Raw genomic sequence first — 16,581 nt, forward strand, 5'->3', positions numbered from 1 at the left:
GGTCACACACCGTTGTTTCTTGTCACAGGCCGGCTTATGCCGGCTTTTTTTATGGGCTGCGTATTATGTCTGAAAATTTTCGCGAACAAAGCAACTCGGTCATTGAGCAACAGGCCGTGCCGAAGCAGCCTGAGTATCCCAATGCCTATGGCGATGAAGAGATTAATTGCATTGCGCTGAAACTGCGTCTTGAACAGTTTCAGCTGTGGCTGGCGGCAGCGTTCAACGCCGGCTCCAGCGCCGAAAGCCTGGTCGCGGCCCGCAGCGACTTTATCGATCGCCTGCTGCGTCGTCTGTGGATCTTTTACGGTTTCGAGGATATCCCGGAAACCGCCTTGGTGGCGGTAGGCGGCTATGGCCGCGGCGAACTTCACCCGCTGTCGGATATTGACGTGCTGGTGCTCAGCCAGCGCCGCCTGAGCGAACAGCAGTCGCAGCGCGTGGGGGAATTTATCACCCTGCTGTGGGATCTGAAACTGGAAGTGGGCCACAGCGTGCGCACGCTGGAAGAGTGCCTGCTTGAAGGGCTGGCGGACCTGACCGTGGCCACCAACCTGATTGAATCGCGCATGATCTGCGGCGACGTCGCGCTGTTCCTGCAGATGCAAAAACACATCTTCAGCGACGGCTTCTGGCCCTCCCCCCAATTTTTCCACGCCAAGGTGGCTGAGCAGCAGGAACGCCACCAGCGTTACCACGGCACCAGCTACAACCTGGAACCGGACATCAAGAGCAGCCCCGGCGGCCTGAGAGATATTCACACCTTGCTGTGGGTAGCGCGCCGTCACTTCGGCGCCACCTCGCTGGACGAAATGGTCGGTTTCGGCTTTCTCACCCAAGCCGAACGCAACGAGCTCAATGAATGCCAGAGCTTCCTGTGGCGTATCCGCTTCGCACTGCATCTGGTGCTACCGCGTTACGACAACCGGCTCCTGTTCGATCGCCAACTCAATGTAGCGCAATTGCTGCGTTATGAGGGGGAAGGCAACGAACCGGTTGAACACATGATGAAGGATTTCTACCGCATGACGCGCCGCGTCGGCGAACTGAATCATATGCTGCTCCAACTGTTCGACGAAGCGATACTGGCGCTGGACGCCACGGAAAAACCGCGCCCGCTGAACGAGGATTTCCAACTGCGTGGCGATCTGATAGACCTGCGTGACGAAACGCTGTTCATCCGCCAGCCGGAAGCCATCATGCGGATGTTTTACCTGATGGTACGCAACCGCGAAATCAAAGGCATTTACTCCACCACCGTGCGCCAATTGCGCCACGCACGCCGCCATCTGAAACAACCGCTGTGCAACATTCCGGAAGCACGCGATCTGTTTATGGCTATTTTGCGCCACCCTGGCGCAGTGTCGCGCGCGCTGGTGCCGATGCATCGCCACAGCGTGCTGTGGGCCTATATGCCGCAGTGGGGCAAGATCGTCGGGCAGATGCAGTTCGATCTGTTCCACGCCTATACTGTCGACGAACACACCGTTCGGGTTCTGCAAAAGCTGGAAAGTTTCGCCGATGCAGAAACGCGGCCACGCCATCCGCTGTGCGTGGAGCTCTATCCGCGCTTGCCGAACCCAGAACTTCTGCTGCTGGCGGCGCTGTTCCACGATATCGCCAAAGGTCGCGGCGGTGACCACTCAATCCTCGGCGCACAGGATGCGCTGGAGTTCGCCGAACTGCACGGTCTGAATTCTCGCGAGGCCCAACTGGTAGCCTGGCTGGTACGCTGCCATCTGCTGATGTCGGTGACCGCCCAGCGCCGCGATATCCAGGACCCCACGGTTATCCAGCAATTCAGTGCTGAAGTGCAGAGCGAAACGCGCCTGCGCTATCTGGTTTGTCTGACGGTGGCGGATATCTGCGCCACCAACGAAACGCTGTGGAACAGCTGGAAGCAGAGCCTGTTGCGTGAGCTGTACTTTGCGACGGAAAAGCAGTTGCGCCGCGGCATGCAAAACAGCCCGGACTTGCGCGAGCGCGTACGCCACCACCGCCTGCAGGCGCTGGCGCTGCTGCGCATGGACAATATCGACGAAGAGGCGTTGCACCGCATCTGGAGCCGCTGCCGGGCCGACTACTTCCTGCGCCATTCGCCCAATCAACTGGCCTGGCACGCCCGCCATCTGCTGGCCCATGACTCCACCAAACCCCTGGTGCTGGTCAGCCGCCAGGCGACACGCGGCGGCACCGAAATCTTCATCTGGAGCCCGGACCGCCCTTACCTGTTTGCCGCCGTGGCCGGCGAGATGGATCGCCGTAACCTGAGCGTGCACGACGCACAGATTTTCACCAATCGCGACGGCATGGCGATGGATACCTTCATTGTGTTGGAGCCGGACGGCAGCCCGCTGGCTCAGGACCGCCATACGGCGATCCGCCATGCGCTGGTGCAAACCATCACCCTGCGGGAATATCAGCCGCCGCGCGTACGCAGGCCATCCTCCAAGCTGCGCCATTTCAGCGTGCCGACCGAAGTCAACTTCCTGCCGACCCATACCGATCGCCGCAGCTATCTGGAGCTGACCGCCCTTGATCAACCCGGGTTGCTGGCGCGAGTGGGCGAAGTGTTCGCCGATCTCGGCCTGTCGCTGCACGGCGCGCGAATCTCCACCATTGGCGAGCGAGTTGAGGACTTATTTATTCTGGCAGACAGCGATCGGCGCGCACTGAATTCGGAAACGCGCAGAAAGTTGGAACAACGGTTGACAGAGGCCCTCAATCCAAACGATAAAATGTGATACAAGTTACCTTTTCGTAGACAACAACATCAGGACAGAGAACAGCATGCAGCAATTACAAAACGTTATTGAAAGCGCCTTCGAACGCCGCGCGGATATCACTCCGGCGAACGCAGACACCGTAACGCGCGAAGCGGTAAACCAGGTGATCGGCCTGCTGGACAGCGGCGCCCTGCGCGTTGCCGAGAAGATTGACGGTCAGTGGGTTACGCATCAGTGGCTGAAAAAGGCCGTGCTGCTTTCTTTCCGCATCAACGACAACAAAGTGATGGACGGTGCCGAAACCCGTTACTACGACAAAGTGCCGATGAAGTTTGCCGATTACGACGAAGCGCGATTCCAGAAAGAAGGCTTCCGCGTGGTGCCGCCGGCGACCGTTCGCCAGGGCGCATTCATTGCACGCAATACCGTATTGATGCCGTCCTACGTGAATATCGGCGCTTACGTTGACGAAGGCTCCATGGTCGATACCTGGGCTACCGTGGGTTCTTGCGCGCAGATTGGCAAAAACGTTCACCTGTCCGGCGGCGTCGGCATCGGTGGCGTACTGGAACCGCTGCAGGCCAACCCGACCATCATTGAAGACAACTGCTTCATCGGCGCGCGTTCAGAAGTGGTTGAAGGCGTGATCGTCGAAGAAGGTTCAGTGATCTCCATGGGCGTTTACCTCGGCCAGAGCACCCGCATTTATGACCGTGAAACCGGCGAAGTGCATTACGGCCGCGTCCCGGCCGGCTCGGTAGTGGTTTCAGGTAACCTGCCGTCCAAAGACGGTTCTTACAGCCTGTACTGTGCGGTCATCGTCAAGAAAGTCGACGCCAAAACGCGCAGTAAAGTCGGCATTAATGAGTTATTGCGCACCATCGACTAAAATAGACCTGGCGGGTGACTCACCCGCTATTTTTTTGTCTTCAGTACGCGAGCAGTCACAGTCTCTGGCACGGTTTTTCGCCATAATCCCAGACCGTGGAATAAAGTCTATTTATAAGGTGGCGCTATTATGTATGACAACCTGAAAAGCTTGGGAATCAGTCAACCGGAAGATGTCGATCGCTATAGCCTGCGTCAGGAGGCCAATAACGACATTCTTAAGATTTACTTCCGCAAGGATAAAGGCGAATTCTTTGCCAAGAGCGTGAAGTTCAAATACCCGCGCCAACGCAAAACCGTGGTGGCGGATAATGCCGGTCAGGGTTACAAAGAAATTCACGAGATTAACCCGAACCTGCGTTACGTCATTGATGAACTGGATCAGCTGTGTCAGCGCGATCAGGTCGAAGTGGATCTGAAACGCAAAATTCTTGATGACCTGCGTCATCTGGAAGGCGTGGTATCCCACAAGATTGCCGAGATCGAATCCGATCTGGAAAAACTGACCCGCGGAAAATAAAAAACCGCTCGCAGTAGGGCGCGGCATGCTGCGCCCGTATTAGTCGGGGCAAATAGCTTCGCCCCTTACAACAAATCTGTCGGAAGCCGCCTGAAAGACGGCGGGTCGGTATCTTATTTCAGCAATGAGCCCCACTGCTCAACCCACGGGCAGGAAACCACTTCCGGCTCGGGCTGTTCCATCGCATCGATTTCCAACACGTCCCCCACGCGGGTTGCTCCCTGCTCTTGCAATAGCGCATCAAACGCACGCCCGGCGCCGCAGAAATTGTCATAACTGCTGTCACCGAGCGAAATCAACCCATAGCGCAGTTCCGGCTGGTAGCCGACCTGATCGCGGATGGCGTGGAACAGCGGCGCAATGCTGTCCGGTAAATCGCCCTGACCGGTGGTAGAGGTGATCACCAACGCATAGTGCTGGCGGTAGAATTGCCAAGCCTCAAGCGTGCCCTCTTCAAACAGTTTGACCTCATGCCCCTGCTCGCTAAGGATATTTTCCGCCTCTTCCGCCACCAGCAGTGAGTTGCCGTAGACCGTTCCCACGAAGATTCCAACCTGAGCCATTGCTCCTACTCCCTCAATTACCTTTAAAAATTACCCGTTATCCTGACCGTTAGCCGCACTAAACTCAACCCCGGCGAGTTCAGGGAAAACCCCTGCCCAGCCAAACTGCGACATGACTCCCTGCCAGGGTTCATCCCAGCGTGCGGAAATAAGTAACGGCTCACCGGTCACTGGGTGGTTCAACTGCAGATGACTGGCGTGCAGCATCAAGCGCGGGCAGCCGAAGTGCTGGGCCATACCGCGGTTCTGACGCAGGTCGCCGTGCTTACTGTCACCAATGATCGGATGACGAAGATGCACCATATGGCGACGCAGCTGATGCTTACGACCATTTTCCGGCTTCAGCTCCAGCAGGCTATAGCGCGCGCTGTCATAACGGCCAATGGCGACCGGCATCTCCACCTGCGCCAGTGGCCGATAGTGGGTGACCGCCGGCTGCGGGCCTTTATCGGCAGCGGCATGCTTGTCGGCGATTTTGTCCAGTTCTTCCGTCAGCGGGTAGTCGAGAGTTGCCCCTTCCTGCACGTAGCCACGTACCACCGCATGATAGGTTTTCTGCACTTGGTGTTGCTCGAGCTGCTGCGACAGCAGGCGCGCCACTTCGCTGGACAGCGCCATCAGCAGCACGCCGGAGGTCGGGCGGTCGAGGCGATGCACGGTAAACACGTGCTGACCGATCTGGTCACGCACCGTCTGCATCATAAACCGGGTTTCATGGCGATCCAGCCAGCTGCGATGCACCAGCCAGCCCGAAGGCTTGTTCACCGCCACCAAATACTCATCCTGATAAAGAATCTCAATCATTATTGCGGTTCTTTATTCAACATAAGATCCAAACGTTCCAGCAGCACCAGCAGCGGCATGCAGTTCGGGTCCTTATCTTTCAACGCCTCTTCAAAATAAGGCGTAATGGCGAAACGCGTCGGCAGTGGCGCATGCGCATCCAGTAGCGCGTACATCCGCGGCAGAAATATCCATTGCAGCCACTCTTCGGCCAGCATGCTGTCTACACAGAAGGGTTCGGTGCTGGCGAAGGCTTCAGGCTCGGGCGGCGTGGCTTGCCACAGCGCCAGCTCTCGCATTGACTGTTCAATCGCCTGCAAACTAAGGCGAACCTGATTTTGTATACTCATCTGCATTCCCGATCCGTTTAAACCATGATATTCAGCGGCGTGGCTGAAAGGCGGCAAAGCATAGCATTTTACCCTTTATAGCCCAAATTCGGCTGAGTTGATGACATCGACCGCATTTGATCTGGTGGCGCACGCCGCCGCACGGCACAATAAGTTCACCGAATAAACCGCAAAGATTAGACACATGCCTGCAATCACACCAATAAAAAATCATGCAACGCCCGGCAAAGCCATGCTGGCTTCAGTCACCGGCTACGCGATGGACGGCTTTGATCTGCTGATCCTCGGCTTTATGCTGCCGGCCATCAGCATCGAGCTGGGGCTAACCTCTTCCGCCGCCGGTTCACTGGTGACCTGGACGCTGATCGGCGCCGTATTGGGCGGCGTGATTTTCGGTCACCTGAGCGATCGCTTTGGCCGCATCCGAGTGCTGACCATCACCATCCTGATGTTCTCTCTGTTTACCGGCCTGTGCGCTCTGGCACAGGGTTACTGGGATTTGCTCGCCTATCGCACGCTGGCGGGGATCGGGTTGGGGGGAGAATTCGGCATCGGCATGGCGCTGATTGCCGAAGCCTGGCCGGCGGAAAAGCGCAACCGCGCCTCCGCCTATGTTGGCATGGGCTGGCAGCTTGGCGTTCTGGCAGCGGCTTTCCTCACCCCGCTGTTGTTGACGCATATCGGCTGGCGCGGCATGTTCCTGGTTGGGTTACTGCCGGCAATCGCGTCATTTCTCATCCGCCGCACTCTGGGTGAGCCGGAGGAATTCGTACGCCAGCAAAATAGTGGCCAGCAGCTCTCCTTTGCCCAGCGCGTAAAGCTGCTGTTTAAAGACCGCACCACCAGCAAAGCCAGTATCGGCATTTTTATTCTGTGCTCAGTGCAGAACTTCGGGTATTACGGGCTGATGATTTGGATGCCGACCTACCTGGCAAAAAATTTCGGTTTTTCGCTGACCAAATCTGGCCTGTGGACCGCGGTAACGGTGCTCGGAATGACGCTGGGCATCTGGCTGTTTGGCGTATTGGCCGATCGTTTCGCCCGCTGGAAGATATTTATTGTCTATCAGATTGGCGCCGTGGTGATGGTCGTGGTCTATGCGCAACTTGGCGATCCCATGCTGATGCTGTTCGCCGGCGCGCTAATGGGGTTATTCGTCAATGGCATGATTGGCGGCTACGGCGCGTTGATCTCCGATACCTATCCGGTCCAGGTGCGCGCTACCGCACAAAATATTCTGTTTAATCTCGGGCGCGGCGTAGGCGGGTTGGGGCCATTGGTGATTGGGGCATTGGTGACGCAGGTGTCCTTCACGGCGGCAATCAGCCTGCTGGCGGCGATATATCTGTTGGATATTTACGCCACGCTGTTCCTGTTGCCGAAAACACAGAGCAATGGCGATACGCTGGGCGCTATTGGTTAACAAGACGAAGAGTTTGAGAAGGGGTAGCGTTCTTTGATACTTAAGATATAAAACCACCATAAAAAGTTGGGGGCACTGCGTTAACAGTGCCCCCGGTTCGTTTTATAGCTGTCCCGCTACACAGTGTGCTCCCTGCTCAATCCTTGAAAACTTTTCCTGCGGCCATCCTGACCCAACTATCCTTGCTCTATCCTGTAGCATCGTCCTGACGCGGTTCCTTAGTCTTCATGACCCGCCAACCCTCCTTTGCCGGCTCTCAATCTCCATCCTGGAGGTGTCCCTGGTTTCAATCCTGAAACATCCTTGGCATCTCCTGACGCCGTCCTTCGCTCTTCACTGAGCGCGTCCATTTCCTCTTCCTGAAGCTGCATCATCCTGATGCTTTCCTGCTCCACCGTATCCGTTCCGGTAACCATAAGATCGCTTAATTATCTCGGCTTCACAAGGGATTAGCATAAGGATCAGGCTAAATTAGCACTAAGAGTTATCCTAAAGAAAATCTAACCAATTGATCTGGATAACAATAAAGACAATCCAGATCGCAGCCCACAAAAAATTAAAAGCGATCTCTCACAGTCCGTGTGCGAGATCTCTCACACGGGTGAGGCTAGATACGGCGTTAAACACTCAACTGCGGGCGCAATGCATCGAGGAAATTCCCCAGCGAAGCCGCCAGCAAGGTGCGTTTATCGCTGCCGAATTGTTCCAGCACGACATTGCCGCTGACGTTACACAGCGAGACCATCGTCATCTCAGATTCAGTGGTTGCCAGGAATAACGTCGGCGACAGCTTCAGCCGCTTTTGCGTCACCAGATGGCCGATCAAATTCTCCTGCAGGCGAATAAAATCGTCTTCGCTCCACACCTGCAGCAAGGTCACAAGGTGCTCACCGAACTGCGCACTCATATCCCCCGCATACTGCTGGGTATAAAACAGGTTAATGTCCGGTTGCAGCCGTATCTCCAGCGCGACCTCCACCTTTTCCAACGTCATCGCCGGGGGGAAGGGTTGCGGCAACCACAGCACTTCATCGTCGCGCGTTTCTACAATGCAAGGCGATGGCACGCCATACAAATCCTGGCTCGCCGGCGCATGACCGCGCTCCTGCTGCCAAAGATCGACATAGCGCTGGGTGAACTCACGCAGGGCATTCGGTACATCATGGTCCATATTTTTTCTCGCATACGGTAAACTGGAGGCTATTGTACCTATCTATCACCGAGGTGACAGCAGATGTCCTCCTATCAAGACCATCACGCCCTGTCGGCACTGACTCTGGGCAAACCTACCGCGTACCGCGATCGCTACGACGCTCAGCTGCTGCAGGCGGTGCCGCGCAGCATGAACCGTGAACCGCTGGGTTTGTATCCGGACAGTCTGCCGTTCCACGGTGCCGATATCTGGACGCTGTATGAGCTCTCCTGGCTGAACGGCAACGGCTTGCCGCAGGTTGCGGTGGGCGAGATTAGCCTCAACGCCAGCAGCCTCAATCTGATCGAATCCAAAAGCTTCAAGCTTTACCTCAACAGCTTTAACCAGACCCCATTTACCGACTGGGAGACGGTGCGCAGCACGCTGCAACGCGATCTGTCCGCCTGCGCGCAGGGTGATGTCAGCGTCGCCTTGTTCAGCCTCGATCAGGTGGAAGGCAGCCCGATCGCCCGGTTGGACGGAGAATGCATCGATCATCAGGACATCCGTATTGATAACTACGAGTTCAACGCCGATTACCTGCTGAACGCCACCGGCACCCGTCAGGTTGAAGAGCAGTTGGTCAGCCACCTGCTGAAGTCCAACTGCCTGATCACCAACCAACCCGACTGGGGGTCGGTGCAAATCCAGTATCGTGGTGCGCAAATCGATCGTGAAGCGCTGTTGCGCTATCTGGTGTCCTTCCGTCACCACAACGAATTCCATGAACAGTGCGTTGAGCGCATCTTCAACGATCTGATGCGCTATTGCCGGCCAGAGAGCCTGTCGGTGTACGCACGCTACACCCGTCGCGGCGGTCTGGACATCAACCCCTGGCGCAGTAACCTTGACTTTGTTCCATCGCATGGCCGTCTGGCACGCCAATAGTGCGAAGCATCGCTCAACAACTAAGCTAACGAGCGGTTTGTATTGGTAAAAATCAAGGGACGGCGGTAAGGTTAAGAAAGGCTGCGGCCAGTCATTGACCGCAGTGCGCTAACAATAACGAGTGCTGTTCTGCTGCGTATGGATTACTACTGCCCCGCCTCGGGTGCAAAGGAGTTACCTTGATTACACACATCAGCCCGCTTGGCTCTATGGATTTGCTGTCGCAGCTGGAAGTAGACATGCTGAAGCGCACCGCCAGCAGCGATTTGTACCGTTTGTTCCGCAACTGTTCGCTGGCCGTGTTGAATTCCGGCAGTCAAACCGACAACAGCAAACAGCTGCTTTCACGCTATGAAACCTTTGATATCAACGTACTGCGCCGTGAGCGCGGGGTCAAACTCGAGCTGGTGAACCCACCGGAAGATGCCTTTGTCGACGGCAGAATTATCCGCTCTCTGCAGGCTAACCTGTTCGCCGTGCTGCGCGATATCCTGTTCGTTCACGGCCAAATCGACAGCGCCGGCCGTTTCCAGCATCTGAACCTGGAAAATTCGGCCCACATCACCAACCTGGTATTCTCCATCCTGCGTAACGCCCGAGCGTTGCACCTCGATGAAGATCCTAATCTGGTGGTGTGTTGGGGCGGCCACTCCATCAATGAAAATGAATACCTGTACGCCCGCAAGGTCGGCAGCCAGCTTGGCCTGCGCGAGCTGAATATCTGCACCGGCTGTGGGCCGGGAGCGATGGAAGCGCCGATGAAAGGCGCCGCCGTGGGCCATGCGCAACAGCGCTACCGCAACAGCCGTTTTATCGGCATGACCGAACCTTCTATCATCGCTGCCGAGCCGCCTAACCCGCTGGTCAATGAGCTGGTGATCATGCCGGACATCGAAAAACGTCTGGAAGCCTTCGTGCGCATCGCACACGGCATCATCATCTTCCCGGGCGGCGTCGGCACGGCGGAAGAACTGCTGTATCTGCTGGGCATTTTGATGAATCCGGAAAACAGCGAACAGGTATTGCCGCTGATCCTCACCGGGCCGAAAGAGAGCGCCGATTACTTCCGCGTACTGGACGAGTTCATCATGAACACCCTGGGTGACGAAGCGCGCCGTCATTACACCATCATCATCGACGATCCGGCCGAAGTGGCGCGGCAGATGAAAAAAGCCATGCCGCTGGTGAAAGAGAACCGTCGCAACACTGGCGATGCCTACAGTTTTAACTGGTCGATCCGCATAGCACCCGATCTGCAACTGCCGTTTGAGCCAAGCCACGAAAACATGGCGAATCTCAATCTGTATCCGGACCAACCGGCCGAACAGTTGGCCGCTGCGCTGCGCCGCGCGTTTTCCGGCATCGTGGCCGGCAACGTGAAGGAAAATGGCATTCATGCCATTGAGCAATTTGGCCCGTACAAACTGCACGGCGAGCCGCAGATGATGAAACAAATGGACAGTCTGTTGCAGGGCTTTGTCGCCCAGCACCGCATGAAGCTACCAGGCAGCGCTTATGTGCCCTGCTATGAAATCGTAGCCTGATACCTCAGGGCGGCGTAAAGCCGCCCTTCTTTTATCTGACTTTACTCCGCCTTTACTCTATGGATTTCAAGTTGCAGCCAGGCGGCAAACGTACTCAGGTATTGTGGCGGCACCTTATGCTGTGCCCGCACTCCTCGGGGCAATATATTCGCCCGCTACAGAAACTGGGTGGGTACGTGAAGTCAGCAACGCTGCGGCTTGAAAGACGACGAATAAATGCCTATACACCTACTGATTGTTGACGCCCTGAACTTAATTCGCCGCATCCACGCCGTGCAGGGTTCTCCCTGCGTGAATGCCTGCCAGCATGCGTTGCAACAGTTGATCCAGCACAGCCGGCCAACCCACGCGGTGGCGGTATTCGATGAAGATGACCGCAGTGAAAGCTGGCGTCACCAAATTCTGCCCGACTACAAAGCCGGACGTTCGCCGATGCCGGAAAATTTACAGCAGGAAATGCCACAGCTACGGCAGGCATTCGAAGCGCTCGGCGTCGCCTGCTGGCATTCGCCGGGCAATGAGGCGGACGATTTGGCGGCAACGCTGACGGCAAAGGTCGCCGGCGGCGGCCATCAGGTGACGATAGTGTCCACCGACAAAGGTTATTGCCAACTGTTGGCGCCCAACGTGCAGATCCGCGATTACTTCCAGAAACGCTGGCTGGACATGCCCTTTGTGCAACAGGAATTCGGGGTTGCGCCACAGCAATTGGCGGATTACTGGGGGCTGGCGGGAATTAGCAGCAGCAAAATTCCTGGCATGGCCGGCATCGGGCCGAAAACGGCGGTATTGTTATTACAACAGGCGGGTACGTTGGATGGGCTGTATCAGGACCTGGAACAGGTGGCGGAAAAATGGCGCGGCAAGTTGCAACAACACCGCGACATGGCTTACGTCAGCAAAAAAGTCGCCACGCTGCGCACCGATTTGACGCTAACCGGCAACCTGCAGCAATTGCGGTTACCGGTTAGCTAAAGGCGCTGCAAGCAGCGCCCCAGACAACTGACAAAGCCCGTTATTAGGGAGAGCGTGCCGAAGGGGTCGTAGCGGCTTGACCGCCGACCAATTTGCCGGGAGCAAATTGGAACGACTTCATGTCGGCCCGCAGGGTGGGACACACGGATGTGTCCCATAATGGCCCCTCGGTGCGCTAGGCCCGGGTATCTCGGGTTCAAAGACAACTTTGTCATCAAAATCAGGGCGCATCCTACGCCCGATCAATTATTCACGCTCGTCGCGACGTCCCGGCACCGCCGACCACATACGGCGCACATGCACCGTGACTTCTTCACGATCGTGATACAACTGTTTGGCGTGAATTTCTGAACTGATGCCAACCGCGTCCAACGCTTCCTTGATGGTCTGCAGATTCTGCGAAACCTCTTCGTAACGTTTTTTCATCGGCAGCTTCAGGTTGAAAATCGCCTCACGGCACCAACCTTTGACCAACCACTGGATCATCAAGCTGGTCACCTTGGCCGGTTTCTCCACCATGTCGCACACCAGCCAGTAAATCTTGCTGCTGCTTGGCTCGTATTTGAAACCGTCGGCGCGGTGATGCGTAACCTGCCCGGTATCCATCAGGCTCTGCGCCATCAGGCCGTTATCCACCGCATGCACCATCATGCTGCGTTGCACCAGTTGATAGGTCCAGCCGCCCGGGCAAGCGCCCAGATCGACCGCGTGCATGCCACTGCTCAAACGTTCGTCCCACTCATCGGCGGGAATGAACACGTGGAACGCCTCTTCCAGTTTCAGCGTAGAACGGCTCGGCGCGTCGGAAGGGAACTTGAGGCGTGGAATCCCCATATAGAACGGCGAATTGTTGTTACTGAAGGAGTAGCCGACATAACAGCAACCCGGTGCGATAAAGAACACGTGAACCACCGGACGGGTCGCGTTCTCACGCGCCATCAGCACCTTTTGCTCACGCATTGCGGCACGCAGCGGCACGGTCAGTTTACGGCAGAACTTCATCAGCTCTTTGCTTTCGTTGGTATCCGGCACTTCCACTCGCAGCTCACCGCCGCGATCGACCACGCCAATCAACATGCCAACAATCGGTGACACGCGATCTTCCGGCGGAAGGTCGCGCAACAGCTCGCCAACCACCAGCATCTGACGGGCAAAAATCAGTTCACGGAACGGGATTTCCCGCGCCAGGCGGTCGGCGTCATCCGGCTGATAGCACTCGAACAGCACGTAGCCGCTGTTATCTTTTACCCGAGCAAAACCAAAAACTTCCAGCTCGGCAGCCTTGGCGGTAATTTCCGCCGCACACTCTTTTTCAAAACCAGGACGGCAATACAACGCAAGCTTATTCATGGCGCTCGGCCTTTTTCCTCAGACGCAAAGCGCCAATCAACATCAATGCCCAACCGATCAGGAAGCACACGCCGCCAACCGGCGTGATATAGACCCAGACCTTCAGGTGTGACAGCGCCAGACAGTACAGACTGCCGCTGAACAGTACGGTGCCGAGCGCCAACAGCGCCCCGCTCCAATAAAACCACAGGCTGACGCGGCGCTGCATCGCCACCGCCAGCACCAGGACCGCCAGGGTATGGAACCCTTGGTAATCCAACCCGGTACGGATCCAGGCCATCTCGTTTGCACCCAGCGTGCCGTTTAATACGTGCGCGCCAAACGCGCCCAGGGCAACAAATACAAAGCCGCTGATAGCAGCAAAAATCAGCATTGAACGACTGCTCATCGTTATTTACCTTATTGAAGAAAACCGGCTGCAGTAGAGCGGCGGCCGGCCTTATTGTTCATAGCGAAAGCGGAACTTCTCCTGCTCGCTGGCTGCCCGTGCCAGGATCCACTGACGAAAGGCGGCTATTTTACCCAGTTCTGCCTGGCTGTCATGGCATACCAGATAAAAAGCGTTTTTACTGACCAGCACATCGTTAAACGGGCAAACCAGCCGCCCGGCTTCGATTTCAGTCTGCGCCATCACGTTATTCACCAGCGCCACTCCCTGACCATGAACCGCGGCCTGAACCACCATTGCGCTGTGGCTGAAAATCGGCCCCTGTTGCACATTAATGTGCTGCAATCCCAACTGTCGGGTATAAGCCAGCCAATCGCGGCGTGAAGTATCATGCAGTAGCGTGTGATAAGCCAGATCGTCCGTCACTTTTAACGCATGTTCCCCGGTCAGCAGGCTGGGTGAACACACAGGCAACAGATATTCCGCGTATAAACGTTCGGCGCGCACCCCAGGCCAATTGCCGCGACCATAAAAAATCGCTACATCGACATCGTCCGCCAGCTTCTCTTCCTCACGGTCCACCGCCTGGATACGCACGTCGATCCCCGGATAAGCTGAGTTAAAGCCAGAGAGCCTCGGCACCAACCACTGAATGGCGAAACTCGGCGGCAAACTGACGGTTAATGCCCCCTTGGCACTGCGCGCCTGCAACTTGCGGGTAGCTTCGTTGATTGAAGAGAAGATTTCCTTGATATCCAGGTAATAACTTTGCCCTTCTTCCGTCAGCAGCAACGAGCGATTGCGCCGCCGAAACAGCTTCAGGCCGAGGAAGTCCTCCAGCGACTTGATCTGATGGCTCACGGCGGCCTGGGTAACGAACAGCTCTTCTGCCGCTTTGGTGAAACTCAGGTGGCGAGCCGCCGCGTCGAAGACCCGCAGCGCATTGAGAGGTGGTAAGCGTTTAGACATTTATTAGCTACTTTTGTGTAACAATATTCCGAATGATTCGGCATAAAAAATCAGGCGACGCTGTGTACCAAGTTACAGGTCCACGACAGCAAACCGCTATCATTAGTTTTTTTAATCCGAGCCATTATAAATTGTCCGTTGAGCATGCGCCAGCAAATACCTATAGTGGCGGCACTTCCCGGGCCGGAACGAAAAGGGAGTGGGTGTCGAGGACGCCGATGAACTTTTGGCTTGTGGTTGTGATGTTGTGTTTGCAAATTGTCTGGCAATCCAGACATGGTAGCTAAGCTACTGTTTTTTCACTTCCTGTACATTTACCCTGTCTGTCCATAGTGATTTTATGCAGCACCGCAATATTTGCGGTGCTTTTTTTTGCCCGTTTTTTGACGACGTTACTGGTTGCTTTCAACCATCTCTTTCACGTCTGAACGGTTGATCTGCTGTTCAACGCCGTTGGCGTCTTTATAGCTGATCATGCCTGTGTCGTTATCCACCTTGGGTTTTCCGTCAGCGACAATGGTGCGTCCATCATTGGTATGCATTACGTAATTGCTGGAACATGCGGCCAGGGTAAACGTTAGCATCAGAGCAGAAATAACTGCGGCTGTTTTCTTCATTGCGGACTCCTTGTAGATAAAAATGCTGTAAAAAACCTTTTATGTTATTTAACGCCATTACTTGATAGGCACTTAATAGCATAACAAACTCATCAGAGATTTCCAGGCGATAAGTCCTAATGGACGGGAGAACTTGTCTCCGACGAAAAAATAGGACAGGATCACCCATTGACTCAGCCAGTGACAATCAGGGTATGACACCTTTTAATCCCACCGATTTTCGTAATCAGTTTCCGGCCCTGCAGCAGGCGGGAAGTTATCTCGACAGCGCCGCCACCGCGTTGAAGCCGCTGGCGGTTATCGCGGCGACGCAGCAGTTTTACCGTGACGACGCCGCCACGGTGCATCGCAGCCAACACCGCGCGGCGCAGGATTTGACCGCCCGCTTCGAACAGGCGCGCCAGCAGGTCGCTACGCTGATCAACGCCCCCACGGCCGATGACATTATTTGGGTACGCGGCACCACCGAGGCAATCAATCTGGTGGCGCAAAGCTATGCCCGCCCCCGGTTGCAACCGGGTGACGAAATTCTGGTGAGCGAAGCCGAACACCACGCCAACCTGATCCCCTGGTTGATGGTGGCGGAACAAACTGGCGCGCGGGTGGTAAAATTGCCGCTTGGTGCCGATCGTCTGCCAGACCTGACACGGCTCCCCAGGCTGCTCAACGATAAAACCCGGCTGTTGGCGCTGGGGCAAATGTCCAACGTCACCGGCGGTTGCCCGGATCTGGCAAAAGCCATCGCTCTGGCCCACGGCGTCGGCGCGCGCGTGATGATCGACGGAGCACAGGGCATAGTGCACTGCCCGGCCGACGTTCAGCAGCTTGATATTGATTTTTACGCTTTCTCCGGCCACAAACTGTATGGTCCGACCGGCATCGGTGCGCTGTACGGAAAAAGCGAATTACTGGCACTGATGGCGCCGTGGCAAGGTGGCGGTAAAATGCTGACCCAGGCGTCATTCGAGGGCTTCACGCCGCAGAAACCACCGCACTGCTTTGAGGCCGGCACACCCAATATCGCCGGCGTACTGGGGCTGGCTGCCGCGCTGGAATGGCTTGGCACTCAGGATAGGGCGGGCGCCGAGCGCTACAGCCGTGGCCTGGCCGATCTGGCCGAGCAACGGCTGGCACAGTTATCGGGTTTTCGTAGCTTCCGCTGTTCAGGTTCCAGCCTGCTGGCATTTGATATTGCCGGCATTCATCACAGTGATATCGTCACCCTGCTGGCAGAACAAGGCATCGCCCTGCGCGCTGGCCAGCACTGTGCCCAACCGCTGATGGCGGCGTTGGGCGTCAGCGGTACACTGCGTGCGTCATTCGCGCCTTACAACACCACGGAAGACGTTGAAAACCTGGTGACAGCGCTGATCAACGCCATAGATCTGCTGGCCGACTAAATTAA

16 protein-coding genes are annotated in these 16,581 nt (G+C 56.2%); 8 read left to right on the plus strand and 8 right to left on the minus strand.

The genetic code is table 11. The annotated features are described in order from the left end of the window. Positions 1–65 precede the first annotated feature (65 nt). From glnD to SERAS12_RS19895, 3 genes are all read left to right on the plus strand, one after another. Positions 66–2,744, plus strand: coding sequence for a bifunctional uridylyltransferase/uridylyl-removing protein GlnD (gene glnD, locus SERAS12_RS19885; protein ID WP_013814271.1), 2,679 nt, complete (start codon positions 66–68; stop codon positions 2,742–2,744). Between the two features lie 46 nt (positions 2,745–2,790). After that, complete coding sequence (gene dapD, locus SERAS12_RS19890) at positions 2,791–3,615, plus strand: 2,3,4,5-tetrahydropyridine-2,6-dicarboxylate N-succinyltransferase (RefSeq protein ID WP_006327543.1); 825 nt, start codon at positions 2,791–2,793, stop codon at positions 3,613–3,615. Between the two features lie 129 nt (positions 3,616–3,744). Continuing rightward, on the plus strand, positions 3,745–4,134 hold the full coding sequence (locus tag SERAS12_RS19895) for a DUF3461 family protein (protein WP_004952233.1): 390 nt from the start codon (positions 3,745–3,747) through the stop codon (positions 4,132–4,134). Positions 4,135–4,247: 113 nt separating this feature from the next. Here the strand turns inward: SERAS12_RS19895 and SERAS12_RS19900 are convergent, their stop codons facing one another. The 3 genes from SERAS12_RS19900 to SERAS12_RS19910 are packed head-to-tail and all read right to left on the minus strand — an operon-like array spanning position 4,248 to position 5,830. Next, positions 4,248–4,697, minus strand: coding sequence for a flavodoxin (locus SERAS12_RS19900; protein ID WP_013814272.1), 450 nt, complete (start codon positions 4,695–4,697; stop codon positions 4,248–4,250). A gap of 30 nt (positions 4,698–4,727) precedes the next feature. Continuing rightward, positions 4,728–5,501: a tRNA pseudouridine(65) synthase TruC gene (gene truC, locus SERAS12_RS19905; protein WP_013814273.1), complete on the minus strand. Its 774-nt coding sequence runs from the start codon at positions 5,499–5,501 to the stop codon at positions 4,728–4,730. Further along, the gene (locus SERAS12_RS19910; protein WP_004952236.1) at positions 5,501–5,830 is read right to left on the minus strand and encodes a YqcC family protein; all 330 of its coding nucleotides are present in this window, start codon (positions 5,828–5,830) and stop codon (positions 5,501–5,503) included. Before SERAS12_RS19910 ends, truC begins: the two co-directional genes overlap by 1 nt. 184 nt (positions 5,831–6,014) lie before the next feature. Here SERAS12_RS19910 and SERAS12_RS19915 point away from each other — a divergent pair, with 184 nt between their 5' ends. Continuing rightward, positions 6,015–7,253 (plus strand): MFS transporter, encoded by a 1,239-nt coding sequence (locus SERAS12_RS19915; RefSeq protein WP_013814275.1) that lies wholly within the window; start codon positions 6,015–6,017, stop codon positions 7,251–7,253. 619 nt (positions 7,254–7,872) lie between these two features. On the opposite strand, the gene syd is transcribed toward SERAS12_RS19915, so the two are convergent. Further along, positions 7,873–8,424 (minus strand): SecY-interacting protein, encoded by a 552-nt coding sequence (gene syd, locus SERAS12_RS19920; RefSeq protein WP_013814276.1) that lies wholly within the window; start codon positions 8,422–8,424, stop codon positions 7,873–7,875. 63 nt (positions 8,425–8,487) lie between these two features. On the opposite strand from syd, the gene queF reads away from it, so the two are divergent. The 3 genes from queF (at position 8,488) to xni (ending at position 11,852) form a co-directional block, all read left to right on the plus strand. Continuing rightward, positions 8,488–9,333 (plus strand): NADPH-dependent 7-cyano-7-deazaguanine reductase QueF, encoded by an 846-nt coding sequence (gene queF / locus SERAS12_RS19925; protein WP_013814277.1) that lies wholly within the window; start codon positions 8,488–8,490, stop codon positions 9,331–9,333. 179 nt (positions 9,334–9,512) lie between these two features. Continuing rightward, a complete protein-coding gene (ppnN, locus tag SERAS12_RS19930) occupies positions 9,513–10,877 on the plus strand; it encodes a nucleotide 5'-monophosphate nucleosidase PpnN (RefSeq protein WP_004952240.1) in 1,365 nt (454 codons plus the stop codon). Between the two features lie 216 nt (positions 10,878–11,093). Further along, a complete protein-coding gene (xni, locus tag SERAS12_RS19935; RefSeq protein WP_013814278.1) occupies positions 11,094–11,852 on the plus strand; it encodes a flap endonuclease Xni in 759 nt (252 codons plus the stop codon). Positions 11,853–12,098: 246 nt separating this feature from the next. On the opposite strand, the gene rlmM is transcribed toward xni, so the two are convergent. From rlmM to SERAS12_RS19955, 4 genes are all read right to left on the minus strand, one after another. Beyond that, on the minus strand, positions 12,099–13,202 hold the full coding sequence (gene rlmM / locus SERAS12_RS19940) for a 23S rRNA (cytidine(2498)-2'-O)-methyltransferase RlmM (RefSeq protein ID WP_013814279.1): 1,104 nt from the start codon (positions 13,200–13,202) through the stop codon (positions 12,099–12,101). Continuing rightward, positions 13,195–13,590, minus strand: coding sequence for a DUF423 domain-containing protein (locus tag SERAS12_RS19945; RefSeq protein ID WP_126484852.1), 396 nt, complete (start codon positions 13,588–13,590; stop codon positions 13,195–13,197). The genes rlmM and SERAS12_RS19945 overlap by 8 nt, the downstream gene beginning before the upstream one ends. A 51-nt stretch (positions 13,591–13,641) precedes the next feature. After that, a complete protein-coding gene (locus tag SERAS12_RS19950) occupies positions 13,642–14,559 on the minus strand; it encodes a transcriptional regulator GcvA (RefSeq protein WP_004952248.1) in 918 nt (305 codons plus the stop codon). A 392-nt stretch (positions 14,560–14,951) separates the two neighbouring features. Further along, on the minus strand, positions 14,952–15,176 hold the full coding sequence (locus SERAS12_RS19955) for a YgdI/YgdR family lipoprotein (protein WP_004952250.1): 225 nt from the start codon (positions 15,174–15,176) through the stop codon (positions 14,952–14,954). Positions 15,177–15,370: 194 nt separating this feature from the next. Here SERAS12_RS19955 and csdA point away from each other — a divergent pair, with 194 nt between their 5' ends. Continuing rightward, complete coding sequence (csdA, locus tag SERAS12_RS19960) at positions 15,371–16,576, plus strand: cysteine desulfurase CsdA (RefSeq protein WP_041416330.1); 1,206 nt, start codon at positions 15,371–15,373, stop codon at positions 16,574–16,576. Positions 16,577–16,581 lie beyond the last annotated feature (5 nt).

The organism is Serratia sp. AS12 (assembly GCF_000214195.1).
Lineage (GTDB): Bacteria > Pseudomonadota > Gammaproteobacteria > Enterobacterales > Enterobacteriaceae > Serratia > Serratia plymuthica.

Coding starts and splice junctions, on each gene's coding strand:
- SERAS12_RS19900 (WP_013814272.1), bottom strand. CDS start 4,697: ATGGCTCAGGTTGGAATCTTCGTGGGAACGGTCTACGGCAACTCACTG.
- SERAS12_RS19955 (WP_004952250.1), bottom strand. CDS start 15,176: ATGAAGAAAACAGCCGCAGTTATTTCTGCTCTGATGCTAACGTTTACC.
- csdA (WP_041416330.1), top strand. CDS start 15,371: ATGACACCTTTTAATCCCACCGATTTTCGTAATCAGTTTCCGGCCCTG.
- SERAS12_RS19895 (WP_004952233.1), top strand. CDS start 3,745: ATGTATGACAACCTGAAAAGCTTGGGAATCAGTCAACCGGAAGATGTC.
- syd (WP_013814276.1), bottom strand. CDS start 8,424: ATGGACCATGATGTACCGAATGCCCTGCGTGAGTTCACCCAGCGCTAT.
- SERAS12_RS19950 (WP_004952248.1), bottom strand. CDS start 14,559: ATGTCTAAACGCTTACCACCTCTCAATGCGCTGCGGGTCTTCGACGCG.
- SERAS12_RS19945 (WP_126484852.1), bottom strand. CDS start 13,590: ATGAGCAGTCGTTCAATGCTGATTTTTGCTGCTATCAGCGGCTTTGTA.
- dapD (WP_006327543.1), top strand. CDS start 2,791: ATGCAGCAATTACAAAACGTTATTGAAAGCGCCTTCGAACGCCGCGCG.
- glnD (WP_013814271.1), top strand. CDS start 66: ATGTCTGAAAATTTTCGCGAACAAAGCAACTCGGTCATTGAGCAACAG.
- xni (WP_013814278.1), top strand. CDS start 11,094: ATGCCTATACACCTACTGATTGTTGACGCCCTGAACTTAATTCGCCGC.
- truC (WP_013814273.1), bottom strand. CDS start 5,501: ATGATTGAGATTCTTTATCAGGATGAGTATTTGGTGGCGGTGAACAAG.
- SERAS12_RS19915 (WP_013814275.1), top strand. CDS start 6,015: ATGCCTGCAATCACACCAATAAAAAATCATGCAACGCCCGGCAAAGCC.
- SERAS12_RS19910 (WP_004952236.1), bottom strand. CDS start 5,830: ATGAGTATACAAAATCAGGTTCGCCTTAGTTTGCAGGCGATTGAACAG.
- queF (WP_013814277.1), top strand. CDS start 8,488: ATGTCCTCCTATCAAGACCATCACGCCCTGTCGGCACTGACTCTGGGC.
- rlmM (WP_013814279.1), bottom strand. CDS start 13,202: ATGAATAAGCTTGCGTTGTATTGCCGTCCTGGTTTTGAAAAAGAGTGT.